General features: G+C 72.0%; 23 protein-coding genes. 10 read left to right on the forward strand and 13 right to left on the reverse strand.

The genetic code is table 11. The features are described from left to right. Positions 1 to 34: 34 nt before the first annotated feature. Positions 35 to 781 carry a ferritin-like fold-containing protein gene (locus tag ABB07_RS13520; RefSeq protein ID WP_199832851.1) on the reverse strand — a complete coding sequence of 249 codons (747 nt, stop codon included), beginning with the start codon at positions 779 to 781 and terminating at the stop codon, positions 35 to 37. 405 nt (positions 782 to 1,186) lie between these two features. Here ABB07_RS13520 and ABB07_RS13525 point away from each other — a divergent pair, with 405 nt between their 5' ends. Continuing rightward, positions 1,187 to 3,757, forward strand: a complete 2,571-nt coding sequence (locus ABB07_RS13525; protein ID WP_244189349.1) for a DEAD/DEAH box helicase — start codon at positions 1,187 to 1,189, stop codon at positions 3,755 to 3,757. 313 nt (positions 3,758 to 4,070) lie between these two features. Next, positions 4,071 to 4,952 (forward strand): alpha/beta fold hydrolase, encoded by an 882-nt coding sequence (locus ABB07_RS13530; protein ID WP_208898945.1) that lies wholly within the window; start codon positions 4,071 to 4,073, stop codon positions 4,950 to 4,952. Here the strand turns inward: ABB07_RS13530 and ABB07_RS13535 are convergent. Beyond that, complete coding sequence (locus ABB07_RS13535; protein ID WP_208903422.1) at positions 4,949 to 5,845, reverse strand: NYN domain-containing protein; 897 nt, start codon at positions 5,843 to 5,845, stop codon at positions 4,949 to 4,951. The two genes, ABB07_RS13530 and ABB07_RS13535, sit on opposite strands and share 4 nt — an antisense overlap. 193 nt (positions 5,846 to 6,038) lie before the next feature. On the opposite strand from ABB07_RS13535, the gene ABB07_RS13540 reads away from it, so the two are divergent. Beyond that, on the forward strand, positions 6,039 to 6,215 hold the full coding sequence (locus ABB07_RS13540; protein ID WP_159045531.1) for a hypothetical protein: 177 nt from the start codon (positions 6,039 to 6,041) through the stop codon (positions 6,213 to 6,215). 63 nt (positions 6,216 to 6,278) lie between these two features. On the opposite strand, the gene ABB07_RS13545 is transcribed toward ABB07_RS13540, so the two are convergent. The 3 genes from ABB07_RS13545 to ABB07_RS13555 form a co-directional block, all read right to left on the reverse strand. Then, a complete protein-coding gene (locus ABB07_RS13545; protein ID WP_208898946.1) occupies positions 6,279 to 6,884 on the reverse strand; it encodes a MarC family protein in 606 nt (201 codons plus the stop codon). Between the two features lie 63 nt (positions 6,885 to 6,947). Continuing rightward, positions 6,948 to 7,805, reverse strand: coding sequence for a PHP domain-containing protein (locus tag ABB07_RS13550; RefSeq protein ID WP_208898947.1), 858 nt, complete (start codon positions 7,803 to 7,805; stop codon positions 6,948 to 6,950). Positions 7,806 to 7,997: 192 nt separating this feature from the next. Beyond that, complete coding sequence (locus ABB07_RS13555) at positions 7,998 to 8,639, reverse strand: DUF6758 family protein (protein WP_055706881.1); 642 nt, start codon at positions 8,637 to 8,639, stop codon at positions 7,998 to 8,000. Positions 8,640 to 8,756: 117 nt separating this feature from the next. On the opposite strand from ABB07_RS13555, the gene ABB07_RS13560 reads away from it, so the two are divergent. Beyond that, positions 8,757 to 9,956: an MFS transporter gene (locus tag ABB07_RS13560; protein WP_208898948.1), complete on the forward strand. Its 1,200-nt coding sequence runs from the start codon at positions 8,757 to 8,759 to the stop codon at positions 9,954 to 9,956. A 41-nt stretch (positions 9,957 to 9,997) separates the two neighbouring features. Here ABB07_RS13560 and ABB07_RS13565 read toward each other — a convergent pair whose 3' ends face one another. Continuing rightward, complete coding sequence (locus tag ABB07_RS13565) at positions 9,998 to 10,582, reverse strand: suppressor of fused domain protein (RefSeq protein ID WP_208898949.1); 585 nt, start codon at positions 10,580 to 10,582, stop codon at positions 9,998 to 10,000. 485 nt (positions 10,583 to 11,067) lie between these two features. Between ABB07_RS13565 and ABB07_RS13570 the strand changes: the two genes are divergently transcribed. Next, positions 11,068 to 12,198, forward strand: coding sequence for a magnesium and cobalt transport protein CorA (locus ABB07_RS13570; RefSeq protein ID WP_208898950.1), 1,131 nt, complete (start codon positions 11,068 to 11,070; stop codon positions 12,196 to 12,198). A gap of 24 nt (positions 12,199 to 12,222) precedes the next feature. Beyond that, a complete protein-coding gene (locus ABB07_RS13575; protein WP_208898951.1) occupies positions 12,223 to 12,738 on the forward strand; it encodes a hypothetical protein in 516 nt (171 codons plus the stop codon). Between the two features lie 349 nt (positions 12,739 to 13,087). Here the strand turns inward: ABB07_RS13575 and ABB07_RS13580 are convergent, their stop codons facing one another. Then, the gene (locus tag ABB07_RS13580) at positions 13,088 to 13,834 is read right to left on the reverse strand and encodes a hypothetical protein (RefSeq protein WP_208898952.1); all 747 of its coding nucleotides are present in this window, start codon (positions 13,832 to 13,834) and stop codon (positions 13,088 to 13,090) included. Positions 13,835 to 14,024: 190 nt separating this feature from the next. Here ABB07_RS13580 and ABB07_RS13585 point away from each other — a divergent pair, with 190 nt between their 5' ends. Genes ABB07_RS13585 through ABB07_RS13595 form a run of 3 tightly spaced genes read left to right on the forward strand, consistent with a single transcriptional unit; the run spans position 14,025 to position 17,098 of the window. Then, on the forward strand, positions 14,025 to 15,317 hold the full coding sequence (locus ABB07_RS13585) for a magnesium transporter MgtE N-terminal domain-containing protein (RefSeq protein ID WP_208898953.1): 1,293 nt from the start codon (positions 14,025 to 14,027) through the stop codon (positions 15,315 to 15,317). After that, complete coding sequence (locus ABB07_RS13590; protein ID WP_208898954.1) at positions 15,307 to 15,921, forward strand: DUF1003 domain-containing protein; 615 nt, start codon at positions 15,307 to 15,309, stop codon at positions 15,919 to 15,921. Before ABB07_RS13585 ends, ABB07_RS13590 begins: the two co-directional genes overlap by 11 nt. A gap of 43 nt (positions 15,922 to 15,964) precedes the next feature. Next, positions 15,965 to 17,098, forward strand: coding sequence for an Mrp/NBP35 family ATP-binding protein (locus ABB07_RS13595; protein ID WP_208898955.1), 1,134 nt, complete (start codon positions 15,965 to 15,967; stop codon positions 17,096 to 17,098). Positions 17,099 to 17,198: 100 nt separating this feature from the next. Here ABB07_RS13595 and ABB07_RS13600 read toward each other — a convergent pair whose 3' ends face one another. After that, complete coding sequence (locus ABB07_RS13600) at positions 17,199 to 17,600, reverse strand: hypothetical protein (RefSeq protein ID WP_208898956.1); 402 nt, start codon at positions 17,598 to 17,600, stop codon at positions 17,199 to 17,201. 183 nt (positions 17,601 to 17,783) lie between these two features. Between ABB07_RS13600 and ABB07_RS13605 the strand changes: the two genes are divergently transcribed. Then, on the forward strand, positions 17,784 to 20,384 hold the full coding sequence (locus tag ABB07_RS13605) for a DUF6185 family protein (protein WP_244189759.1): 2,601 nt from the start codon (positions 17,784 to 17,786) through the stop codon (positions 20,382 to 20,384). Positions 20,385 to 20,431: 47 nt separating this feature from the next. On the opposite strand, the gene ABB07_RS13610 is transcribed toward ABB07_RS13605, so the two are convergent. The 5 genes from ABB07_RS13610 to sigE all read right to left on the reverse strand — a co-directional run bounded on the left by ABB07_RS13610 (position 20,432) and on the right by sigE (position 26,068). Continuing rightward, entirely contained in the window at positions 20,432 to 21,097 is a 666-nt protein-coding gene (locus tag ABB07_RS13610) for a hypothetical protein (RefSeq protein ID WP_208898958.1), read from the reverse strand. 302 nt (positions 21,098 to 21,399) lie between these two features. After that, complete coding sequence (locus ABB07_RS13615) at positions 21,400 to 21,870, reverse strand: sec-independent translocase (RefSeq protein ID WP_208898959.1); 471 nt, start codon at positions 21,868 to 21,870, stop codon at positions 21,400 to 21,402. Positions 21,871 to 21,954: 84 nt separating this feature from the next. Further along, positions 21,955 to 23,649, reverse strand: a complete 1,695-nt coding sequence (locus ABB07_RS13620) for a S1C family serine protease (RefSeq protein WP_279617425.1) — start codon at positions 23,647 to 23,649, stop codon at positions 21,955 to 21,957. Positions 23,650 to 24,260: 611 nt separating this feature from the next. After that, positions 24,261 to 25,361 (reverse strand): zf-HC2 domain-containing protein, encoded by a 1,101-nt coding sequence (locus ABB07_RS13625; protein WP_208898961.1) that lies wholly within the window; start codon positions 25,359 to 25,361, stop codon positions 24,261 to 24,263. After that, the gene (gene sigE / locus ABB07_RS13630) at positions 25,358 to 26,068 is read right to left on the reverse strand and encodes an RNA polymerase sigma factor SigE (RefSeq protein ID WP_208898962.1); all 711 of its coding nucleotides are present in this window, start codon (positions 26,066 to 26,068) and stop codon (positions 25,358 to 25,360) included. The genes ABB07_RS13625 and sigE overlap by 4 nt, the downstream gene beginning before the upstream one ends. Positions 26,069 to 26,089: the final 21 nt, after the last annotated feature.

Below are 26,089 nucleotides of genomic sequence, written 5' to 3' on the forward strand. Positions count from 1 at the left end.
CACCGCACTCACCCCCACAGAGCGCACCCGGCTCTCAGGCCGCGAGGCCCAGCGCAGCCATCCGCTTCGTGTGCGCCTCAGTGATCCGCGAGAACATCTTCCCGACCTCCGCGAGATCGAACCCGTCGGCCACCCCGCCCACGAGCATCGTCGACAGCGCGTCCCGGTCGGCGACCACCCGCTGCGACTGCGACAGCGCCTCCCCCATCAGCCGCCGCGCCCACAGCGCCAGCCGGCCGCCCACGCGCGGGTCCGCGTCGATCGCGGCCCGCACCTTCTCCACCGCGAACCCGGCGTGCCCGGTGTCGTCCAGGACGGCCAGGACAAGCTCGCGGGTGTCGGAGTCGAGGCGGGCCGCGACCTCCCGGTAGAAGTCGCTCGCGATCGAGTCGCCGACGTACGCCTTGACCAGGCCCTCCAGCCAGTCCGAGGGCGCGGTCTGCTTGTGGAAGCCGTCCAGGGCCGCGACGAAGGGGTCCATGGCCGCCGTCGGCTCCTCGCCGATCTCGGTCAGCCGGTCCCGCAGCCGCTCGAAGTGGTGGAACTCGGCCGAGGCCATCTTCGCCAGCTCCGCCTTGTCCGCGAGGGTCGGCGCCAGCTTCGCGTCCTCGGCGAGCCGCTCGAACGCCGCCAGCTCCCCGTACGCGAGCGCGCCGAGCAGGTCCACGACGGCAGCGCGGTACTGCGGGTCGGCGGAGGCCTGCGCCCAGTCCTGGGCGGCGACACCGGTGGGTTCGGCGGAGGCGGCGGACGCGTTCTCAGGCTTGTCAGAGCTAGTCATGAGGCGCACAATAGCCCGCTTGCGCTGCACCGGAGGGGCCCGGCCGATCAGTGTGACGACCATGACGTGACGAAATCGGCCATCGCATGTGCGCGAATCCGGGGTATGGTGGTAATGCGCCTGCCAGAGTGCGTCGACGGTGTTCGACGTCTCCGAACAGGCCGCACGCATGAGGATGCCCGGTCGGTGGCCCGATCGGCTCCGACCCGACAGCCCTCCCTGGCCGTACGGCGACGTACGTACGACGACCGGAGGGACACCCTCAGCGGTACGAGCGCTAGAGCGTCGGCAGAGGTCCCGTGTCTTACGGCTTGCCCGAGTGGTTCGCCCGTACGGCAGCCGACGTCCCCGGCACGGTCGCACATGACCCCCGCGCTCGCCTCGCGCCGCGCACACAGAAGAGGCATGACCCTGACTACGACGTTTCGAGAACTCGGAATCCTTCCCGAGACCGCCGAGGCCCTGGAGGCCGTCGGCATCATCACTCCCTTCCCCATCCAGGAGATGACGCTCCCCGTCGCCCTTTCCGGCACGGACGTCATCGGCCAGGCCAAGACCGGCACCGGCAAGACGCTGGGCTTCGGTCTTCCGCTCCTCGAGCGCGTCACCGTCCCCGCGGACGTGGAGGCCGGACGCGCCGCCCCCGAGGCCCTCACCGACGCCCCGCAGGCCCTCGTCGTCGTCCCGACGCGCGAGCTGTGCACCCAGGTCACCAACGACCTGCTGACGGCGGGCAAGGTCCGTAACGTGCGCGTGGCCGCGATCTACGGCGGCCGGGCCTACGAGCCCCAGGTGGAGGCCCTGAAGAAGGGCGTCGACGTGGTCGTCGGCACCCCGGGCCGGCTGCTGGACCTCGCGGGCCAGAAGAAGCTGAACCTCAAGCACGTCAAGTGCCTGGTCCTCGACGAGGCCGACGAGATGCTCGACCTGGGCTTCCTGCCCGACGTCGAGAAGATCATCGACATGCTGCCGGTCAAGCGCCAGACCATGCTGTTCTCGGCGACCATGCCGGGCGCGGTCATCGGCCTCGCGCGCCGGTACATGTCCCGGCCCACGCACATCCGCGCCACCGCGCCGGACGACGAGGGTGCGACGGTCGCGAACATCAAGCAGTTCGTCTACCGCGCGCACAACATGGACAAGCCGGAGATGGTCGCCCGCATCCTGCAGGCCGAGGGCCGTGGCCTCGCGATGATCTTCTGCCGTACGAAGCGTACGGCGGCGGACATCGCCGAGCAGCTCCAGCGCCGCGGCTTCGCCTCCGGCGCGGTCCACGGCGACCTCGGGCAGGGCGCCCGCGAGCAGGCGCTGCGCGCCTTCCGCAACGGCAAGGTGGACGTCCTGGTCTGCACCGACGTCGCCGCGCGCGGCATCGACGTCGAGGGCGTGACCCACGTCATCAACTACCAGTCCCCCGAGGACGAGAAGACCTACCTGCACCGGGTCGGCCGTACGGGCCGCGCAGGCGCCAAGGGTACGGCGATCACGTTCGTCGACTGGGACGACATCCCGCGCTGGCAGCTGATCAACAAGGCGCTGGAGCTGGACTTCAACGACCCGGTGGAGACGTACTCCTCGTCCCCTCACCTGTTCTCCGACCTCGGCATCCCCGAGGGCACCAAGGGCACCCTGCCGCGCTCGGAGCGGACCCGTGCCGGTCTGGACGCGGAGGAGCTGGAGGACCTCGGCGAGACCGGCGGGCGTGGCGCCCGCGGCCGCGGCCGTGGTGGCCGGGGCGAGCGTGACGACCGTCCCGGGTCCGGCAGCGCCGCCGAGCGCGAGCGTACGGCCCGTACGCCGCGCCGTCGCCGCCGCACCCGTGGCGGAGCACCGCTCGACGCCGCCGCGCCCACCGCTGTGCCGACCGCCGAGCCGGGCGCCGCGGAGGCCACCGGCGCGGAGGAGGCCGGCGCTCCCCGCACCCTGCGCCGCCGTCGCCGTACGCGCGGCGGGGCTCCGGCGCAGCCGGTGACGGCCACCGAGGCCGCCGTCGAGGCCGCCGTCGAGTCGGTGGACACGGCGGAGGGCCCGGCCCGGCTGGAGACCCCCGAGGCGCCGGAGAAGCCGCGCCGCCGCCGCACCCGCAAGTCGGCGGAGCCGGCCGTGACCGGGACGACGCCCGAGACGACCGCGCCGGAGGCGGAGACGGCCCCTGTGGCCACCGAGCCGCAGGCCGTGGCCGCGCCCGTCGAGGAGCCGAAGCCGCGCCGCCGTACCCGCAAGACGGCCGAGCCCGCCGCCGAGACGGCCGTCGCCACGGCCGAGGGCACGGAAGCCAAGCCCCGGCGCACCCGGAAGACGGCCGCCGCCGTCACCGAGGCGGCACCGGTGGACACGGAAGCGGAGCCCAAGCCGCGCCGCACCCGCAAGAAGGCCGCAGCCGCGCCCGAGACGACCGAAGCCCCGCAGGCCGAGGCCGCCCTGGACACCGCCGAGGGCACGGAGACCAAGCCCCGCCGCACCCGCAAGAAGGCCGCAGCCGCGCCCAAGGCGACGGAAGCCCCGGAGACGACGGAAGCCCCCGAGGCCGAGGCCAAGCCCCGCCGCACCCGGAAGACGGCCGCCGCCGCCGAGGCCCCGCAGGCCGAGGCCGCCGTGGACACCGCCGAGGGCACGGAAGCCAAGCCCCGCCGCACCCGCAAGAAGGCCGCAGCCGCGCCCGAGGCGGCCGAGGTCCCGGAGGCCGAGGCCAAGCCGCGCCGCACCCGCAAGAAGGCCGCAGCCGCGCCGGAGACGACCGAGGCTCCCGAGGCCGAGGCCAAGCCCCGGCGGACCCGCAAGACGGCCGCTGCCGTCGTCGAGGCGGACGGGGACGCCGAGGTGGCAGCGCCGAAGGTCCGGCGGACCCGCAAGGCCGTCGCCAAGGCGGTCACCGCCGAGATTCCGGCGCAGGCCACCGAGGAGCCGGAGGCGGAGGCCAAGCCGCGCCGCCGTACCCGTAAGGCCACGGTGGCCGCCGAGGCCGCCGAGGGCTGACCCGGCACCCGACATGCGACGGCCCGGTCCACCGATGTGGACCGGGCCGTCGCATGTCCGGATCCGGCGCCGTCCCTCCGGGGGCGCTTCCCGCCGCCTCTCCCTGGTGCTTCCCACCCCCTCCTTGGCGCTTCCCGCCGCCCCTCCCTGGCGCTTCCCGCCCCCCTCCTCGGTGCTTCCCGCCGCCCCTCCCTGGCGCTTCCCGCCCCCCTCCTCGGTGCTTCCCGCCGCCGGTACCCCGCCGACCTGGGCCGGCGGCCGCATCCCCGGCCCAGCCGCACCACAGCGCACGACCACCCGATAGCCTCTCCGCATGAGCAGGCCCGCCACCTTCGTCCCGCCTCCCGGTGCCCGTGCGTACGCGCTGCGGACCGCGCGCGGGGAGTTCGCCGTCGTCGACGCTCCCGTGGCCGACGGGGCCGAGCCCCGCGGGGTGGCGCTGTTGCTGCCGGGGTTCACCGGGAGCAAGGAGGACTTCAATCCGCTGCACGTGCCGCTCGCGCGGCGCGGGTACCGGACGGTCGCCGTCGACGGGCGCGGCCAGTACGAGTCGGATGGTCCCGAGACCGATGAATCCGCTTACGCCCAGCAGGAGTTGGCGCGGGACGTGCTGGCACAGGCCGAGGCGCTCGGGGAGCCGGTGCATCTGCTGGGGCACTCCTTCGGCGGGCAGGTCTCGCGCACGGCCGTGCTGCTCGACCACGCGCCCTTCCGGTCGCTCACCCTCATGGCCTCCGGCCCCGCGCAGATCTCGGAAGCCCAGCAGCAGCGCGTGAAGCTGCTGCGGGACGCGCTCGCGGTGATGACCATGGCCGAGGTGTGGAACGCGATGCGGGCGATGGAGACGCCCGAGGAGACGGAGACGCCGGTGCTCGACGGCGGCCTCGACGACCGCGACGACCTGCGGCGCCGCTGGCTCGCCACCAAGCCCGCCCAACTCATCGCGGCCGGACGCCAGTTGTGCGCGGAACCCGACCGGGTCGCGGAACTGGCCGCGCTGCCGCTGCCGTTCCACGTCCTGTCCGGCGCCCGGGACGACACCTGGCCGCTGTCCCTGCTGGACGACATGGCGGTACGGCTGAACGCCCGGCGCACGGTGATCGACGACGCCGAGCACTCCCCCAACACCGACCAGCCGCTCGCCACGGCCCGCGCGCTGGCCGACTTCTGGGACTCCGCGGCCGAGCAGGGCTAGTACTGCGTCTGCAGGTGCTCCCAGAAGCCGTCCCTCAGGGCGCGGCGCAGGTCCGCCTGGCCGCGCAGGGAGTACTGGAGCAGGCCCTCGGCCTCGACCAGGAGGTCCTGGTCGACGGAGCCGGGCAGGTAGGGGTGGCCCGGGAGCAGCTCGACCAGGGCCTCGCGGCCCCGCGCGGCCAGCCACTTGGCGGCGATCTGGGCGCCGACGAAGCGCACGTCCTCGCGGGTGGGGCGGGTGCCGGCGGTGGCGTCGTAGGCGGCGGCCGTGCGGCGGGAGACGTACGGCTTGAAGAACTCCAGGTCGAGGGTGCGCTGGCTGTCGACCTCCCAGAGCAGCGGCTCGGCCTGGTTGCGGCCCTCGGGCGCCTCGATGCCCCACAGGTGGACGCGGGCGCCGTAGCCCTGGGCCGCCTCGACCGCCGACACCAGGTCCTCGTCGCCGCCGAGCAGGGCCGCGTCGCTGATCGCGCGGTGCCTCGCCAGTGATTCGAGGTCGCTGCGGATCAGGGAATCGACGCCCTTCTGCTGGTTGTTGGCGTTGAGGTTGCCGAGGCGGACCTTGACGTCGGGGAGTTCGGCGATGGACTGCTGCTCGGCGGTGTGGATGCGGCGGCGGGCGCCGTCGTACCAGTACACCCGCAGCAGACGGCTGTCCGCGAAGACCTGGCGGGCCCGGTCGATGAGGGCCTCGATCAGGCCCTCGGCGTCGAGGTCGAAGGCCCGGCGGTCCTCGGTCCCGGCGACCAGCCGGCCCGCGGCCGCGTACAGATAGCCCGCGTCGACGAAGATCGCGTGGGTGGAGGGCGTCTTCGCCACCTCGGCGAGCATGCGTTCCAGCAGCTCGTTCGTGCGGTCGATGCGGGCGCCCAGGGCCGCCAGGTCGTCGTTCATCGACTCCATTGTCCCGGTGGTCACGCTGCGAACACAACCGGTCCCGATCGGTTCGACAGACGATACTTACCGGCTAGTAATTAGCCGTTCGAAAAATTTCTTTAGCGTAGGGAATGTTTGTAACAAGAAGCGCGTTGACTCCGTACGACAGCGGATACACCGCATGTCACCACGAGTAGTTCTCCTCAGGAGGATGACCAGACGAAGGGAGAAGCCTGTGCGCTTCGAGATCATGCGACTCGACGAGGTCGACGGCACCACCGTGGACAGCACCGTCGTGGACGCCGCCTCCGTCAACCGGATCGTTCAGCAGGCCGCCGCCATCGGGCAGCGTCTGTGGATCCGCCCGGCCGAGACCCAGGCCTCGTAACGCCGTAACGCTCACGCGCGGGGCACCACTCAAGCTTTCCGGGGGAGCCGAGCCGACGAGGGCTCAGCTCCCCCGGATCACCTGAGTGATCCCGTTGATGATCTGCTGCACGGCGATCGCGGAGAGCATCATGCCGGCGAGCCGCGTCACCAGTACGACACCGCCGTCCTTGATGACCCGGATGATCAGCAGCGAGTAACGCATCACCAGCCACAGCACGACGTGGATCGCGAGGATCGCGGACCACACCGAGACCTGCGTGGCCACGCTGCCGGCCCGTTGCACGGCCAGGATCACGGACACGATCGCACCGGGTCCGGCCAGCAGCGGCATGCCCAGCGGTACGAGCGCGACGTTCACGTCCTTCGTCTGCTTCGGCTCGTCGGTCTTGCCGGTGAGCAGGTCCAGCGCGATCAGCAGAAGCAGCAGACCGCCCGCGATCATCAGCGCGGGGACGGAGACGTGCAGGTAGTCGAGGATCTGGTGGCCGAGGACACCGAAGGTGGCAATGACCCCGCCCGCCACGCACACGGCCTGGAAGGCCATGCGCTTCTGCACCTTGGCCGGACGGCCGGCGGTCAGGGCGAGGAAGATCGGGGTGATCCCGGGGGGATCCATGATGACGAAAAGGGTCAGGAACAGAGAGCCGAAGACGGCGATGTCGAACATGGGGGAAGTACTGGCCTTGCTGGAAAAAGGTGAACTGGGGGCGCGGAAGGGCCGCTGACGGCCTCAGGCCCCGCCGGTGCCCGGCACCGGGAACGCGCCGGTCGCCCGCCGCGTGATCTCCCCGTACACCTCGGGGTCGGTCGTGTACGCGCCCAGCGTCACGGTCTTGCGGCTGCCGTGGTAGTCCGAGGAGCCCGTGACCAGCAGATCCAGGTCCTTCGCCAGGCCCCGCAGCCGGTCGCGCGCGTCGGCGTCGTGGTCCATGTGATCGACCTCGATGCCGTCCAGACCGGCCTCGGCCATCTGCGCGATGCGGAACTCCGGCACCGTCCGGCCGCGCTTGGCGGCGGCCGGGTGCGCGAACACACAGACTCCGCCCGCGTTCTTGACCAGCCGGATCGCCTCGAAGGGGTCCGTCTCGTGCTTCTCCACGAAGGCCCGCCCGCCGTCGGCCAGCCACTCCTCGGTGAACGCGTCGCTCACCGTCGGTACGACGCCCAGCTCGACCAGCGCCGTCGCGACATGCGGGCGCCCCACGGAACCACCGGCCGCGATCCGCTCGACCTGCTCCCAGGTGACCGGCACGCCCAGCGCGTTCAGCTTGGCGACCATGCCCTTGGCCCGCGGCACCCGGTCGTCCCGCACCAGCTCCCGCTCGGCGAGCAGCGCGGGCTCCTCGGGGTCGAACAGGTAGGCCAGCATGTGCATCGAGATGCCGTCGATCCGGCAGGACAGCTCCGCCCCGGTGACCAGCGTGAGCCCCTCGGGCAGCGCGGCGATCGCCTCGGCGTACCCCCGGGTGGTGTCGTGATCGGTCAGCGCGACCACGTCCAGCCCGGCAGCAGCGGCATTGCGCACCAGCTCGGCCGGGGTGTCCGTACCGTCGGAAGCCGTGGAGTGACAGTGCAGATCGATACGCACGCAGACTCCAGACGGATGACGGTCACGGAAGGGGACACCTAAGGATAGCGGCGTTTTGAGGCCCGACTGTCACACCCGCAACTGATCAGCGCCCCCTACGACAACCGACCTGAAGGGGCGCGGGGAACTGCGCGACCAGCCCCCACGCGCCCGCACCCGCCAACGAAACAGAACCCGGCGCCCCAGCGGGCGTCACGGCCGAAGCAAGCGCGGCGACAACGCTCCGCAGGGCACCAGATCCAGCTCCGCCCCCGCGTCCCGCAGATCCGTCAGCACCAGCTCGTCGTACATGAGCAGACCCGCCTGCTCGGGCCAGATCACCGCCCACAGCCACATGCCGAGGGCCTCACCGGCGAAGACGGCGCGGTCGTCGGGGGTGCGGTAGACGTGCCAGAGCGGGGTCGGGCGGCCGCCGGCCAGCACCTTGGCCTGGGGCGGCTTCTCGACGTTCATGTACGACCCCGGGTCCGGGCCGTCGATGCCCGCGTACCGCGCGCCGAGGCCGACGCCGAGTTCCTCGGCGACCAGGATGAGTTCACCCGGGCCGCCCAGCGGGCCGGGCCCGGAGCAGGCGACGGCGGTCGCGCGGCCACCGCTGCGGTCGTCGCCCGCGTAGGCCACCCCCGTGAAGAGCCAGCCGACCGGCAGCGGCCAGGGCATCCACAACGGCACGTGCGTGCGGTGCACGACGGCGGCGAGGGCTTCGACACTGGGCGGGATCACGGGCTGCAGCGGATACACCGTGCCGTGCACATCGCACTGCCACGCATCGGCGAAGAGACCGGGCGCCCTGACCCGGCCACCGCACCTCGGGCAACTGGGTTCGCCCCTCATAGGGCTCCACGGTCCTACCCCTGCCCGCCAACGTCAAGGACGATCACCCGTCCGGCAAACTCAATGTAATATACAATAATTAGACGAGCTAACTTGCGATGTGAGTGGGGAGTACAGATGGACTTGCTGCGACAACCCAAGGCGGTCTGGGCCACGGCCGGCGCCTCCGTCGTCGCCTTCATGGGCATCGGCCTGGTCGACCCGATCCTGCCGTCGATCGCGCAGGGCCTGCACGCCACCGCCGGTCAGGTGTCCCTGCTCTTCACCTCGTACTTCCTGATCACCGCGGTCGCGATGCTGCTGACCGGGTTCGTCTCCAGCCGCATCGGCGGCCGCCGGACCCTGCTGCTCGGCCTCGCCTTCGTGGTCGTCTTCGCGGGCCTGGCCGGCACGTCCGGCTCGGTCGCCCAGCTCGTCGGCTTCCGGGCGGGCTGGGGCCTCGGCAACGCGCTCTTCGTCTCCACCGCGCTCGCGGTGATCGTCGGCGCGGCGGCCGGGGGCAGCGCGGCGGCGATCCTGCTGTACGAGTCCGCGCTCGGCCTCGGCATGGCCTGCGGCCCACTGCTCGGCGCCATCCTCGGCAACATGAGCTGGCGCTACCCGTTCTTCGGCACGGCCACGCTGATGGCGATCGGCTTCCTGTGCATCACGGCGTTCCTGAAGGAGCAGCCGAAGCCGGCCCGCAGGACCTCGGTCCTGGACCCGATCCGGGCGCTCGGCCACGGCGGTCTCGCCTCGGCCGCGGTCTCCGCGTTCTTCTACAACTACACGTTCTTCACCGTGCTGGCCTTCACGCCGTTCGTGCTGGACATGACCCCGTACCGGTCCGGCGCGGTGTTCTTCGCCTGGGGTGTGCTGCTGGCGGTCTTCTCCGTGATCGTGGCGCCGCGCATGCAGAAGCGGTTCGGCTCGCTGAAGGTGCTCGGCGGCTCACTGGTACTGCTCGCCGCGGACGTCCTGGTCCTCGGTTACGGCGACCACACCACCGCGATCGTCTGCACGATCCTGTCCGGCGCGCTCATCGGCGTGAACAACACCGTCTACACCGAGCTGGCCCTCGGGGTGTCGGACGCCCCGCGCCCGGTGGCGAGCGCGGGCTACAACTTCGTCCGCTGGTTCGCGGCCGCCGCCGCGCCCTACTTCGCGCCCAAGATCGAGGAGTGGAGCGACATCCACCTCCCGTTCGTGGTGGCGGCGGTCACCGCGCTGCTCGGCGCGGCCGTCGTGGCCGTACGCCGCAAGGCCCTCGCGCACGGGGCCGAGGAGCCGGCGCCGGAGCACGCCGGCGAGGACGGCGTCACCGCCTTCGCCAACTGACCGGATCCGGGCCCGCATTGGTGAGATCGGTCACGCGCCGGTCAGTCGAGCGGGACGGACCTGCGGGCGGGGTCCCTCAGGTCCGTCCCGTTCGCGAGCCAGCGCTCCTGGAGGGCCTGGGCGCCGCGCACCCGCTTCCAGGCGGCCTCGTTCGGGGTCATCGGCAGCAGCGGCAGGAACCGCACGGGCTCCATCGGGTCGTCCAGCTCCAGGTCCTCGACCAGCCCGCCGGGCTCGCCCACCAGCACCGAGGTGAAGGGAGCGCCGGGCCACAGCGGGTCGCCCACGTCCAGGGAGGCGCCCGGGGTCACGATCAGGCCCTCCACCTGCGGGGACGCGGCCAGTACGGCGAGCGGGCGGAGCACCTTGTCGGTGTCGGCGAGGCCCGCGCGGACGGAGAGGACCAGCTCGGCGCGGGGGCCCTTGACCGGGTCGGCGACCATCGCGGTGGGGTCGGTCATCGGGTGTGCGGACATGCCGAGGGTGGCGTACCGCAGGACGTCCCCCTCCTGGAACCGGAGCACCTCGATGCGGTCCGTGCCGAGGAAGGTGACGGCGGCGCGCGCGTCCGGCTCGCCCAGGGCGGTCGTCAACCGTGCCTCGACCAGAGGAAGAACATCAACCATGCGGCGAGCATAGAACTCGTCAGTAGCGGGCAAAGCGGCGACTTGACACTTCGGGCGGCTGCTACGCTGAGCCGGTGGTTCGGGACAGCACGCAGCAGCGTCGCGATCGGGTCCCGACGCCGAGGAGACTCCCTTACGAGGGACCGGCCGGAGGAGGTGGGGCTGTCATGGATCGAAGTCGACCGTGCAGTACCACTCGCTCTTCCGCCCGTTGATGTAGTCACTGGCTGGTTTCCGGCTGTTCCACGCCTTCCCGTGCGCGTTGCCCTTCGGAAGAGCACTTCGTTTCGCTTTGCCCTGATCGTCTGATCACCCGATCTGCCTGATCGAATCAGTTCTGCATCAGTAGCGAAGTCGCCACCGCGACGGTGCGGTGCTCCCCGCTTTGTGGACGTGCCAAACATCCGCAGTGAAAACGTCCTCATTCCGGGTAGTTCCACCCGTCGCCGGCGGTCTTTCGTTGCCTGTCGCGAAGGAGCCTGCCCATGTCGATGATCCGCGACCTGCGCGCCGTGGTCCGTCCGTCCCGCGTCTCGCTGCGCAAGGCCACGAGCGCGTCGAGCACGTCGTACGACACCACCCGTGACCCGGCCACCCCGTCGGCCGTCGTCGACTGCGCCGTCTACCGCGACGGCGCGCGGGTCGCGAGCGCGAAGCCGCTCACCCCGCAGGAGGCGATGCGGCAGGTGCGGCGCGACGGCGGCTTCGTGTGGATCGGCCTGCACGAGCCGACCGAGGCCGAATTCGCCGGTATCGCGAGCGAGTTCGGGCTGCACCCGCTGGCCGTCGAGGACGCGGTGCAGGCCCACCAGCGGCCCAAGCTGGAGCGGTACGACGACTCGCTCTTCACCGTGTTCAAGACCATCCACTACGTCGAGCACGACCGGCTCACCGCCAACAGCGAGGTCGTGGAGACCGGCGAGGTCATGTGCTTCACCGGCCGGGACTTCTTCATCACCGTCCGGCACGGCGGTCAGGGCTCGCTGCGGGCCCTCAGGCACCGCCTCCAGGACGACCCGGAGCTGCTGGCCAAGGGCCCCTCGGCGGTGCTGCACGCGATCGCCGACCATGTCGTGGACGGCTACATCGCGGTCGCCGACGCGGTGCAGGACGACATCGACGAGGTGGAGACCGAGGTCTTCTCGCCGGGCCGCAAGGGCGGGGTCTCCCGTGGTGTGGACTCGGCGCGGATCTACCAACTCAAGCGTGAGGTGCTGGAGTTCAAGCGGGCGGTGGCTCCGCTGCTGCGGCCGATGCAGCTGCTGAGCGAGCGGCCGATGCGGCTGGTCGACCCGGACATCCAGAAGTACTTCCGGGACGTCGCCGACCACCTCGCCCGGGTGCAGGAGCAGGTGCTGGGCTTCGACGAACTCCTCAACTCCATCCTCCAGGCCAACCTGGCGCAGGCGTCCGTCGCGCAGAACGAGGACATGCGCAAGATCACCGCCTGGGCCGCGATCATCGCCGTGCCGACGATGGTGACCGGTGTGTACGGCATGAACTTCGACCACATGCCGGAGCTGCACTGGAAGTACGGCTACCCGCTGGTCCTGGGCGTCACCATCGCCATGTGCGTGGGCATCCACCGGGTGCTCAAGCGCAACGGCTGGCTGTGAGCGGGCGCTGGTTAGGCTGGGCGCATGACAAGCGAGCTGCTCGACCGGGCCCTCATCGAGGAGGCCTCGAAGAAGTCCGGTCTCATCTGGGTCAGGGGCGCCGGTGCCTCGGCCGCGCGTGCGCTGTGGCACGTGTGGCACGAGGGCGCGCTGTGCCTGGTCGGCGACGGGCCCGGTGAGCAGCCGCTCGAGGGGCTGGCCGACGGGGGCACCGCCGAGGTCACCGTGCGCAGCAAGGACAAGGGCGGCCGGCTGGTGACGTTCCCGGTGACCGTGTCCGAGCTGTCCCCCGGCTCCGAGGAGTGGGAGGCGGCCGTCGCCGAGCTGAAGGGCAAGCGCCTGAACGCTCCCGACGGCGAGGAGATGCCGGGCCGCTGGGCACGTGAGTGCCGGGTGCTGCGCCTGGCTCCGGCCGGGTCCGTGCTGCCGTTGCCGTCCGGCAGCCTGGCCGAGCGGCCGGTCACGACTCCGGCGACCACGCGGATGCCGATTCCGGCGGGCTTGCCGAAGCTGCTGGCGAAGCGGCGGAAGGGTCGCTGACGCCGAGGGCCGAGGAGGGTGCGGCACCGCCGGTCACCGCCGTCGTGGCTGAGCGCCATCGCGGCGGAGAGAGAGTGCCGGTGCCAACCGGGCGCGGCGCAGACGACGTGCCGGTGGCGAGCTATGCCGGCCACTTCTGTCGGCCGCAACGGCGCTCGGGCCGCACGGGCCTGACCGGCGGCGCGACGGAGAGAGGAGTGCCGGTGCCAGGGCGCGGCGGAGACGACGTGCCGGTGGCGAGCGATGCCGGCCACTTCTGTCGGCCGCAACGGCGCTCGGGCCGCACGGGCCGGACCGGCGGTGCCGAACCCTCCCCGGCCCACCCGACCGGCACCCCCTGTCCGAACGACTAGGACGTCGGCAGCTGCTTGCCGTAGTCCACGGTCTCACCCTTCGCGGGCTCGGTAACGGTGAAGTCCTTACCCCAGTCCGAGAAGCTGAGGGTCCCCGCCCCGCCGCCGCGGACCAGGCGGAGGGGGTACGGCGTGCCCTCCAGGGAGACGTCGAGGCTGCCGCCGGAGCCCTTGTCGCCGGTGATGCGGATGGTGCGGGTACCCGCGTCGTCGTGGTGGCCGTCCGTCGCCAGTGTGCCGTGCAGCGTGAGCAGTCCGCCGAGGAGGACGTCCTTGTCCGTGAACCCACTGAACTTCCGGTACGCGGGGTCGCCCTGCGGCACCTTGACGTACTTGCCGTTCAGCGAGGCGGCCGCGCCGTCGCCGCCCTTGCCATCGGCCTGGTTCCAGAAGTCCGCGTCGGCCTTCAGATACAGCTGCCTGCCGACCCGCAGCAGTTTGAAGGTCGCCCCCTTCGACGTCACCGACCCCGTGCCGCCGTCGGCCTTGAGCCGCATGTCCAGCGTGTACGTACGGCCGCTGGTGACGACCGTGCCGGACAGCCGCACCGCGGACGCCGCCGACGCCGCCGCCCGCGTCTTCGCCTGGATCCGGTCGGGGGGCAGCTTGCCCACGCCGTTGGTCCCCGCGTCCGGATCCCCGCCGCCACACCCCGTCAGCACCACCGCCCCGGTCACGGCCAGTGCGCACAGCGCGGTGAGCCGCGCGGCCCGGCCGGTTCGGCCGTGGGGAATCGCAGTCACAGGTGGAGCTGCCTTTCTGACGGTTCCTGAGCGGCGTACCGCAGCGTACCGGTGCCCCGGCCGCCCGGCGGAGCCAGTCCGTCCGGGCGGCCCACCGGGGCGTATCCGATCAGGAGGGGCTAGCCTGAAGCGCAACCGTGCGGGCATTTCCGAGCAACTCACACGAACCCCACCCAAAGGAACCACAGCCATGGCAGCCGGCGCCCCCCGGATCTTCGTCTCGCACCTCGCCGGGGTCCCCGTCTTCGACCCGAACGGCGACCAGGTGGGCCGCGTGCGGGACCTCGTCGTGATGCTGCGCGTGGGACGCAAACCCCCGCGCCTGCTCGGGCTGGTCGTCGAACTGACCACCCGGCGCCGCATCTTCCTGCCCATGACCCGGGTCACCGGCGTCGAGTCCGGGCAGGTCATCATCACCGGCGTGATGAACGTCCGGCGCTTCGAGCAGCGGCCCACCGAGCGGCTGGTCTTCGGCGAGCTGCTGGACCGGCGCGTGACGCTGGTGGAGACCCGCGAGGAGGTCACCGTCCTCGACCTGTCCGTGCAGCAGCTGCCGGCCCGCCGCGACTGGGAGGTCGACCGCGTCTTCGTCCGCAAGGGCCGGAAGGCGAGCGCCTTCCGGCGGGCCAAGGGCGAGACGCTGACCGTCGAGTGGTCGGCCGTCACCGGCTTCTCCCTGGAGGAGCACGGACAGGGCGCCGAGAGCCTGCTCGCCACCTTCGAGCAGCTGCGCCCCGCCGATCTCGCCAACGTCCTGCACCACCTCTCCCCCAAGCGGCGCGCCGAGGTCGCCGCCGCCCTCGACGACGACCGGCTGGCCGACGTACTGGAAGAGCTCCCGGAGGACGACCAGATCGAGATCCTCGGCAAGCTCAAGGAGGAGCGCGCGGCGGACGTCCTGGAGGCCATGGACCCCGACGACGCGGCCGACCTCCTCGGCGAGCTGCCCGAGGCGGACAAGGAGCGGCTGCTGAGCCTGATGCAGCCGGGCGACGCGGCCGACATGCGCCGGCTGATGTCGTACGAGGAGCACACGGCCGGCGGTCTGATGACCACCGAGCCGATCGTGCTGCGCCCGGACGCCACGGTCGCCGACGCGCTCGCCCGGGTCCGCAACCCCGACCTCTCCCCGGCCCTCGCCGCCCAGGTCTACGTCTGCCGTCCGCCGGACGAGACCCCGACCGGCAAGTACCTGGGCACGGTCCACTTCCAGCGGCTGCTGCGCGAGCCGCCGTACTCCCTGGTCAGCTCCATCGTCGACACGGACCTGCAGCCACTCGACCCGGACGCGGCGCTGCGCGTCATCGCCGGGTTCTTCGCCACGTACGACATGGTCGCCGCGCCCGTGGTGGACGAGTCCGGGTCGCTGCTCGGGGCGGTCACCGTGGACGACGTACTGGACCACATGCTGCCCGAGGACTGGCGGGAGACGGAGTTCCACCTGAACGACGAGAACGAGGGGGTGGGGACCTATGGCTCCTGAGCGCGACACCGCGACCCGTGAGCGCACCCCGGTGGGCGCCACGGCCGCCACCCGGCCCCGCGCGCCCCGCCTGGACCAGCCGCGCCCGCCGCGCCGCCGGATCATCCCCGAGTGGGACCCGGAGGCCTTCGGCCGGCTGTCGGAGCGGATCGCCCGCTTCCTGGGCACGGGACGCTTCATCGTCTGGATGACGGTCGTCATCATCGTCTGGGTGCTGTGGAACATCGCCGCGCCCCGGCATCTGCGCTTCGACGAGTACCCGTTCATCTTCCTGACCCTCGCGCTGTCCCTGCAGGCCTCCTACGCGGCCCCGCTGATCCTGCTCGCGCAGAACAGGCAGGACGACCGCGACCGGGTCAACCTGGAGCAGGACCGCAAGCAGAACGAGCGGTCCATCGCCGACACCGAGTACCTGACCCGGGAGATCGCCGCGCTGCGCCTGGGCCTGGGCGAGGTGGCGACCCGCGACTGGATCCGCTCGGAGCTGCAGGACCTCGTCAAGGAGCTGGACGAACGCCGCCGGCACGACGGGCACCCCGGGCATGTCGTATTCCCGGCGGAACGGTCAGATCGGTCGCCGGGACGTGACACAGACGACCGCTGAGGGGCATCCCGGACGCCCCTCGGAGCGCCGTACCATCGTTCTCATGGCTACGGAAGACGCGGTGCGCGAGGCACTGGCGACGGTGAACGACCCCGAGATCAACCGACCCATCACCGAACTGGGGATGGTCAAATCGGTGGAGATCGGGGATGACGGCGCGGTCGCGGTCACCGTGTACCTGACGGTCTCCGGCTGCCCCATGCGCGAGACGATCACCCAGCGGGTCACCGAGGCGGTCTCCCGGGTCGAGGGCGTCACCCGCGTCGGCGTCACCCTCGACGTGATGAGCGACGAGCAGCGCAAGGAGCTGGCGGCGGCCCTGCGCGGCGGCCAGGCCGAGCGCGAGGTCCCGTTCGCCAAGCCCGGCAACCTCACCCGCGTCTACGCGGTCGCCTCCGGCAAGGGCGGCGTCGGCAAGTCCTCGGTGACGGTGAACCTGGCGGCCGCCATGGCCGCCGACGGCCTGAAGGTGGGCGTCGTCGACGCCGACATCTACGGCCACAGCGTGCCGCGCATGCTGGGCGCGGACGGCCGTCCCACCCAGGTCGAGAACATGATCATGCCGCCGTCGGCGAACGGCGTGAAGGTCATCTCCATCGGCATGTTCACCCCGGGCAACGCCCCGGTCGTCTGGCGCGGCCCGATGCTGCACCGGGCGCTGCAGCAGTTCCTGGCGGACGTCTACTGGGGCGACCTGGACGTCCTGCTCCTGGACCTGCCGCCCGGCACCGGCGACATCGCGATCTCCGTGGCCCAGCTGATCCCGAACGCCGAGATCCTGGTCGTCACGACCCCGCAGCAGGCGGCGGCCGAGGTCGCCGAGCGCGCCGGCTCCATCGCGGTCCAGACCCACCAGAAGATCGTCGGCGTGGTCGAGAACATGTCCGGCCTGCCGTGCCCGCACTGCGGCGAGATGGTCGACGTCTTCGGCACGGGCGGCGGCCAGCTGGTCGCCGACGGCCTTACCCGCACCACGGGTACGACCGTCCCGGTCCTCGGCAACATCCCGATCGACGTCCGCCTCCGCGAGGGCGGCGACGAGGGCAAGCCGGTGGTCCTGACCGACCCGGACTCCCCGGCGGGCTCCGCCCTGCGTGCCATCGCCGGCAAGCTGGGCGGCCGCCAGCGGGGCCTGTCGGGCCTGTCGCTGGGGATCACGCCGAAGAACAAGTTCTAGAGCCGCCGCAGCGAGGGGGCGCCGTCCGGCACGGACGGCGCCCCCTCGTCGTGGTCCCTCCTCGGTGTGGGCGTGTGGCCGCGTGGCCAGGTGGTCCGCGTCAGCGGTCGCCTCGTTCGTGCTCCCGTCCCGGGCACAGGTCGAGGGTGGTGCACAGCATGATCTCCTGGCAGGAGTCCGTGCCGGCCTCCCGACCCGGCTCATGGTCGGCGTGCGGCACGAACCGCCACTGCGATGCCTTGGCGTGCCGTGTCCCGTCCGCCTTCTCCACGTGCGCGTGCAGCGTGCGAGCCTCGGGGTCGTTCGTCTCCACCAGAACCTCGTCCGCGGAGAGCGGGAAGTGGTCGTGCAGCAGGCACAGGCCGAAACGGTCCAGATTCCCGTACTTGGCCAGTACCGCCACCAGATCCTTGACGAATTCGGTGTCCTGGGGCCCCAGCCCTTCGGCCTCCTCGAATCGGGGAAGCGGACTCCGGGGGAACCCCACCTTGGTATCGGTCATGGGTCCTCCGTCAATCGGCTGACGGTCAGCTACTTCCATTGTCCGTCGATCATCTGCCGGTTGCAAATGCCAGAGTCACACCCAAAGGGGTAGTGTCCGGGCCTCCTCGTGTGTCTGTGCATGACATATATGACGCCTTGTCTAGATTCGCCGGGGACAGGGAGAGGGGTCAGCCCGATGGTGATGACGCGGTGGTGGCGGCTGCTGTCGCTGATTCTGCTGCTGGCGTGCGCGAGTGGGTGCGGCACGACGGAGACGCGTGAAGAAAGCACTGACTGTTCTTCAGGCGGCCTCGAAGGCAGCATTGTCAAGGCCACACTCCGGCTGGAACAGCACGAGCGCGATGTCCCGCAGCTCACTTCCGACATGAGTGTGGAGGTGCCGAAGCGGTGGCGGCTGGCGAGGCATTTGACGTTCAGTGAGAATTCGCCGAAGTACCGCCAGGCCATGCGATGCCTGCTGCGCGGCAACGAGACTTCCAGCGAGCGCAACGAGTGGCACCAGAAAGACCCCACGGTGATGGAGACCGGTGACCGGGTCAAGGTGCACTACGTCGCGTTCACCTGGATCACCACCGAAAAGCCCGTCCTGGTGGGGCCCTGGGAGATCGCCCCGAACAAAGACAAGTGGACGATCCTCCTCAACCCGCCGACGCTTCGTACGATCCCCTGGAAGAGCATCGAGGCCGACCTCGGAGGCCTCAATTTCAACGATCTCTCGGAACGGGCGTCGTACTCCAGCGAGAACACCCTGAGTTGGCGCGATCAGCTCCCCGAAACGGTACGCGTCGAGGTCGATCTGTCCTGGCGACGGACGTGGGCGGCGGTCCTCAGTGAGTCGCGCATCAGCACCGCGGGCGTCGTCTCCTGGTGGGTGTGCGCCTCGATCCTGCTCGCCGTGGCGGCGCTCCGGACCAGACGCTACGACCCGGCCGCCGTGCGCGGGGCGGCGCGGCGCGCCCCGCGCGGGGCGGCGGCCGGGGGACCGGGGGCGCAGGTCGTGCGCACCGGTGCCGGGCGCGACCTGAGCCTCCCCCGGGTGCTTCTGGAGTGGGCCGTGCTCAGCGTGGCAGTCGCCCTGTCGCTGCTGCTGCTCTTCCCGCGGGACCAGGAGTCGCCCCGGTGGCACGCCCTTCTCTGCATCCCCGCGGGCCTGGCGCTGATCATCGTCGCCCGCCCCTGGAGCCGCGGCATGTCACCCGCCGCACCTCGTACCGCGCGCCACGAGCCGGCCCGCCTGAGCGTGGCCCGGCGCCGGCAGGTGCGCGCCGTCGTCGCGACCGCGGGCGCTGTCGCCGCCGTCGGCCTGCTGGTGGTCGTGGCCCACGACCTCTTCGGGCTTCCGGAGAGCCTGGCGCCGCGGAGGGCAACTACCGTCGGCCGCGCCGGACTCGTCATGCTGGGCCTGGCGACCATGTGGTTGTGGCTGGCCGCGATGTCCGCCTGGGCCTGGCGTTTCGCACGCGAGGGAGGGCTGCTGCGCGCCCGCTGGACCGCGCGGTGGGACAGGGCGCCCAGCAAGTCCGTGGCTCTGGTCGGGTGCCTGCTGGCGGCCGTCGCCGTGGCGCTGCTCGCATGCGCCTGGGGGGTGAACGAACGACAGTGGAAGCGCGCCACCTGGCTCGTCGACCGGCCCCCCGCTTCGTACGGCACGACCGTGAACAGGGTGCTGGAGAACTTCTCCTTCACCGACCTCAAATGGGCCTTCTCCTACAGCTGGGTGCTGACAGGCATCGCGCTGCTGGCTCTGCTGCACTTCCGCAACCAGTCGCGCCGTGCGCACCGCCGTCACCGGCCCGAGCGCTTCTCCCTGGGACCGAGCAGACCGGATCTTCTGCTGACGATCTCGATGTTCGCCTTCTTCGTCGGGCTGAGGGCCGCCAGATTCGCAGGCGCCAGCGCGTTGTACGGCATCTGGCTGCCGCTGGACATCCTCTCCGTCTACCTTGTTCTCGCCATGGGACGTCGACGGTCCGTGCTGGGCGAGCTGGGAGGCCGTTTCCGGGCGCTTCGGCTGGACACCGAGGGACGCCGACGTGAACTGATGGAGAAGGCGCACGAGTACCGCAACGTCAACCATCAGATGTACCTGCTGGAACAGGGCCGTGGCGGCGGGGTCACCTGCGCCGAGTTGGAGGACCAACTGCGCCGGCTGCGCGGGTGGCTGGTCGCCGGGTGCGGCAGGAGGAACCCGCCGGAGCAGATCTCCGTGCTGGACGCCGCCCTGGCCTGGGGGCCCGACGGACACTGGTGGTCGAACGCGGTACGCGCGGCGCGTCTGGCCTTCTGCTTCGGCACCCTGGCCACGGTGGCCCTCGTCTACTACCAGGCGCGCGATCTCTACACCGTGGACCAGACCCTGTACGGTCCCACCGGCATTCCGGAGGCCGCCGCCGACCTGATCCTCTATCAGGTCGCGTGGGCTGCCGCGGGCTTCACCCTCGGGGCGCTGTGGCGTCTGCTGCCCGGACGCCGCAGCCAGGCACGGGCGTGCTACCTCACGGCCGCCTACTGCATCCCCGTGCTACTGGCCACGCTGTTCATCCGCATCACCGACACCAACCCCCGCCAGCTCATCCTGTACACCGTGCTCCTCCTCACCGTCCTGACCCTCACCAGCACCTCGATGGACATGGCGACGTTCCGGGAAGAGCGGCAGTACTGGCCCAGCCGTCTGGCGCTGCTGCTGTCGATCTACCAGATGCGCGGCCTGTCGGGGCAGATCGCCTGGCTCCTGGTGCAGGTCGGTGCCGTCCTGGCGGTCTGGCACAACCTGAGGCACTGACGAGCGCGGCCGAGGGCCCGGGCGGCAGCGCACCCGGGCCCCGCACCCTACGCGTACGCGGCGATGTCCTTGATCACGGAGAATCCGAGCCCGTACGCGCTCATCCCCCGTCCGTACGCCCCCAGGTGCACCCCCGCTTCGGTGGACCCGGCCAGGACCCATCCGAACTCCGACTCCCGGTAGTAGAACGAGGCCGCGGCCCCGTCCACCGGCAGAGACAGCCGGCTCCACTCCGGCCCCTCGAGATCGTCGGCCAGCGACCACGCGGTCTCCGTCTGCTGCTCCAGCCAGTCGTCCCGCAGGGTGTGGTCCATCTGCCCCGGCCAGGTGAAGGACAGCAGCCCCACCCCCGCGAGCCACGCCGCCGAGGACACCGACGTGGCCTCCAGCAGCCCCGTACCGTCGGCGCTGCGCCGGGACGGCTGCGCGGCGACGGTGACGACCACCGCGAACTTCTCCCGCGGCTCACCGGGGGAGCCGGCCTCGCCGCGCACGGAGGGCTCGTCGCCGTGTCCGATCGACCCGTGCTCGACGGCGCCGTCGGCCGCCGTACCGACCTGCATCAGCCAGCGTGGACCGGTGAACGCCTCGTCGAGGCCGTACCAGGGGAAAGGTGCCTGCAGATAACCGTCGACCGTACGCCGGGCGGAGGACAGCTGCTGCGCGCCCTCCGCGACCGGCGCCTGCGCGCCCACCCGACTCGTCGTCTCCATCTGCCCGGACGCCTCCTCGCTCTCGTCGGACCAGCGGTGGCCCGCCCCCCTTCGGGCGTACTCGTCCGGTCCGCACAACAACTCGGCAGCATATCCACACCGGTGAGAGCCGCAGGGCAGGCGCTGGATGCGTGGGTCGCGCGAACGGCCTGTTCAGGCCGTATGCGACGGGGGCGTGCTATGAAACGCGTCACGTGCGCGGCGTACGCCCGCGTGCGCGTGTCGGCGCCGAGCGTGCGCGGTCGGCGCCGGAGGTGCGCGTGTCGGCGAGGAGGGTGCGCGTGTCGGCGCGGGGGGTGCGCCTAGGTGGCGTCCGCGTCGAAGGGCGGCCGCTCGTCCTTGGCGGGCTCCTCGGGCTTCTTGGCCATGTCGACACGCCCCGAGGCGGCCGAACCCGCGGCCGACGCGGACACCGAGGAGGCCGCGGCCGACGCGGACACCTCGCTCTCCCGCCCGTTGACCGCGTCCGTGATCTCGGCCATCTCCTTCTTCAGCGGGTCGAACCCGTTGCGGATCTCCTTCAGGCCCAGCTCGTCGTTGTCCAGCTGCTTGCGGATGAACGTCTTCGGGTTGAGATCCTCGAACTCGAAGTCCTTGAACTCCGGACCCAGTTCGTTGCGGATGTCCTGCTTGGCACTCTCCGAGAACTCGCGGATCTTCCGGATCGTGCGCGTCACGTCCTGGATGACCTTCGGGAGCTTGTCCGGACCGAAGACGAGCACGGCGAGCACGATGATGGTCACCAGCTCCAGTGGCCCTATGTCATTGAACACCTGACGCTCCTTGCGATGTCCTCGGTCGCTCAACGGTACCCGGCGTTCCTGTCCGACCGGTACCGTCCCGAGGTGAGACTTGTGTCAGTTCTGCTCGGCCGCGCCCAGTCGGAGCGGGACGTCCCGGTCCGTGCCGTCGCGCCGGACCGTCAGCCGCAGCCGGTCGCCGGGCCGGTGCGCGCGGATCTTGACGATCAGCTCCTCGGCCGTGTGCACGCGCTCTCCGTCGACCTCCGTGATGACGTCCCCCGCCTTGAGACCGGCCTGGTCACCGGGGCCGCCTCTGCTCACTGCGGGGCCGCCGTTCGCGCTCCTGCTGTCGATACGGGCGCCGTCGCCGGTGTACGCCATGTCGAGGGTGACGCCGATCACGGGGTGGGTCGCGTGGCCGTCGCTGATCAGTTCCTCGGCGACCCGCTTGGCCTGGTTCACCGGGATGGCGAAGCCGAGGCCTATGGACCCGGCCTGGCTGCTGTCCGAGTCGGAGCCGCCGTCGGCGGAACGGATGGCGGAGTTGATGCCGATGACCTGGGCCCGGGAGTCGAGGAGCGGGCCGCCGGAGTTGCCCGGGTTGATCGGGGCATCGGTCTGCAACGCGTCGACATAGCTGACGTCACTGCCGTCGCCCTTCTCTCCCCCGGCCGTGACGGGCCGCTCCTTGGCGCTGATGATGCCGGAGGTGACGGTGTTGGCGAGGTCGAAGGGGGCGCCGATGGCGACGACGGGGTCGCCGACCCGGACGTCGTCGGAGTTGCCGAGGGGCAGCGGGGTGAGCCCCTGCATGCCGGGGACCTGGACGACGGCGAGGTCGTAGCCGCTGTCGTGGCCGACGACCTCGGCCTTGACGGTGTCGCCGCTGCTGAACGTCACGGATATCGCGCCGCCTGAGCCGGCCGGCGCGACGACGTGGTTGTTGGTGAGGATGTGCCCCTGGGTGTCGAGCACGAAGCCGGTGCCGGTGTCGCTCTGGTCGGTGCCGGTGACGTGCAGGGTGACGACGCTGGGCAGTGCGCGGGCGGCTATCCCGGCCACGCTGCCGGGCGCCCGCCCGGCAGGCACGTGCCCGGCCTGCGGCAGCCGTACGTCGTCCCCGAGCCCCTGCCGCTCGACCCAGGCGCCGGCCACCCCGCCGGCCACCGCCGACACCAGGGCCACCAGGAGGCTCCACCCCACGAACAGCCGCTTCCCCCGCCGACCGCGCTCCTCGTGGGTCAACACCCCGACCCCGGTCTGCTGCAACGCCCCCGCCCCGAGCACCTGCTCCTTGGGAGACCCCACAGCCCACGGGTCATACCGCCGCCCCGCCTCCACCTCGGAGGGGGATGGCCCCGGGGCGCCCTCGGGAGCGGGGGCACCGGGGGCTGGGGCGCCCGCGGGAGCAGGGGCGCCGGGGGCTGGGGCGCCGGGGGCTGAAGTGTCGGGGGTGGCTGGCGCGGGGGCGGGAGTGCCGGGGGGCTGAACGCCGGACGCGGGCACCGCAGGCGCGGGAGTGCCGGAGGGCTGAACACCGGCAGATGAAACGCCAGGGGCAGGCGCCGCGGAGGTCGGAGCGCCGGGCGCCGCAGGGGTCGAGGGGGCGGCGGCTGGAGCGGTGGGGGTGGGCGGTCCGGGGACTGCGAGGGGGGCGGTGGCGGCGGGTAGGGGTACGCCGGCTGCGGGGGTGTGTGTCTCTGGCGCGGGGACGCCGTGTGCTGGGGTGTGCGGCCCCGTCAGGGGTGCGGGTGTGGGCGCCTCGGCTGGCGGTGCGGGCGGCCCGGGCGCGGCAGCGCCGGGTGCCATCGATGGAGTGCTGGGAGCAGGCACGGGGGCTCCCTGAGTCGTTCCCTGGGCCGCCGTGACCGCAGGGTGTTGCACCGGCGGCGCGGGCGCCCAGGGGCCCGGCTGGCCGTACGGCGGGGTGCCGTAGGGGTCCGGGTCGTGCAACGGCTTGGGCCGCTCGGTGGGCGCCGCCCAGGCACCTGCCGCGCCTGCCCCGGGCCCGGTCGAGCCGTCGGCCGGAGCGGCTCCGGTCACCTCGGCGGCGCCTGTCGGCTCGGCTGCGCCCGTCGGCTCGGACACCGGCTTGGCCAGCTCGAAATCGCCGTCCTCGGTCAGCTCGAAGGCCCCCTCGGCCAAGGCGGCGGCGTTGTCCGCCTCGCCCGTCCCGGACCCGGCCCGCACCGACCCGGCTCCCTGCGCCGGGGCGGAGTCGGCCGGTGTCGCCCCCGCCGTTCCCTCCGGGTCGGACTCCGGTGGGACACGGTTGCCCTTGTTCATGCTCTCCCCACGGCTGGCCGCGGCCGCACGCGTCGGCGGCGGCCGCGGAACGTCGACTGCGCCCCCGGGTCATCGCCGCGGGAACGGCCCTCACCGGATTCAACCAGGTTCGCGGGCCGTGGCGAAGGGGCCGGTCAGGGCGTCTGGCGGGGGGTGGAGGGGGACGGGGTGGGAGCGGCGGTGATATCGAGGACGGGAGCGGGAAGCGGGGCGGGCAGTAAGCCGGCGCCGGGCGTTCCGGGAACTCTCGACCAGGCGGCGAGCGGATAGACCACGGTGTCGTCGAGCGGACGTATCAGCGGGGAGACCGCGGCCGCACCGGCCGTCACCGGCGCGGTCAGGCCGCTCACGGCGTCGCCGCCCTGGCCCTGGCCGGTGCCGGGGGCCGGCAGGCCGGGCACCAGCGGCGCCGCCATCGAGGTCGGGACGGCCGGCAGCGGTCCGAGCTGGGTACCGCCCTGGGCGAACAGCGGCGCCGGCGAGCGGCGGCGCTGGCTGTCGGGCGTGGCGGCCCCCGAACCCGCGCCGGTGCCCGCCGGGCGCGCCGGGATCACATTGCTGCCGGTGCCGGAGCCGCCGCGGGCGTCCACGGCGGTGTCGCCGGGGATGGCGGTGGTGACGCCGCCGAGGGCGACCGCGGCCAGCGACACCGCGCCCGCGGCGGCGGCCGCGAACCGCAGACCGCGCGAGGCGGAGCGGCCGTCGTCCGGGCGGCCGACGGGATGGATGCGGAAGCCGCGCTCCTCGGCGGCGGAGACGGGGCTGCCCGGGTGCGCGGGGCCGTGCGGACGGGCGGGGACGTATCCGAACGCGAAGCGCTCGCCGCGCCTCACCCCGAAGACCCCGAAGACCCCGGAGACGCCCGAGCCGCCCGAGACGCCCGAGCCGCCGGATGCTCCCGTCGTCCCCGTGGTGTCGTCGTCGTCCGAGCCGCGGCCGAAGAGTCCCCCTGGCGGCGACATGCCGTCGCCGTCCAGGTCACCTCCTCCGGGCAGGCCCTGCAGGCGGGCCAGGAGGCTCGCCGAGGGGGACGGCGGGGCCGCCTCCGCGAACACGTTCTTCAGCCGGCGCTGGGCGTCCGCCTCCGCCTTGCACCGGGCACAGGTGGCCAGGTGCGCGAGGACCCGCTCACGCGACTCATGACCGAGCTCTCCGTCCACCAGGGCGGAGAGCCGGTCTCCCAGGTGCTGCTCTGCGAGGTGTGCCCCCGCGGGTTTGGGCCGGGATCCACTCACGCGGTCGCGCCCCCTCCCCCCAGAGCGGGGACACGGGCCAGGAAGGTGCGCCGCTCGGCCGCGCGCGCCTCCGGCGACCGGTGCGCGAGCGCCTTGCGGAGCTGGGAGCGGCCGCGGTGGATGCGGGAGCGGACCGTGCCGAGCTTCACGCCGAGGGTCGCGGCGATCTCCTCGTACGACAGGCCCTCGATGTCGCACAGGACGACGGCGGCGCGGAACTCGGGCGCGAGGGTGTCCAGGGCCTGCTGGACGTCGGCGTCGAAGTGCGCGTCGTTGAAGAGCTGCTGCGGGGTGGGCTCGCGGCTGGCCAGGCGCTCGGCCGCGTCCTCGCCGAGGGCGTCGAAGCGGATGCGCTGCTTGCGCCGGACCATGTCCAGGAACAGGTTGGTGGTGATGCGGTGCAGCCAGCCCTCGAAGGTGCCCGGCGAGTAGGTCGACAGGGAGCGGAAGACGCGGACGAAGACCTCCTGGGTGAGGTCCTCCGCGTCGTGCTGATTGCCCGTCAGACGGTAGGCGAGCCGGTAGACCCGGGCGCTGTGCGTGCTGACGATCTCCTCCCACGTGGGCGGAGTCCACGCCTGCCCGTCCGCGTCGGTGGAGAAGGTCGCGGTCTGGGCCTCGCCTGCGGCGAGACCGGCGTGGTGGTCAGCAGCGGTGTCGGTCACGGATTTCGGCCTGCCCGCCGACCCGAGGAAGCGCCGCAGCACTCCACCCCGATCCTCGGGCGC

The organism is Streptomyces incarnatus, from assembly GCF_001027185.1.
Lineage (GTDB): Bacteria > Actinomycetota > Actinomycetes > Streptomycetales > Streptomycetaceae > Streptomyces > Streptomyces puniciscabiei.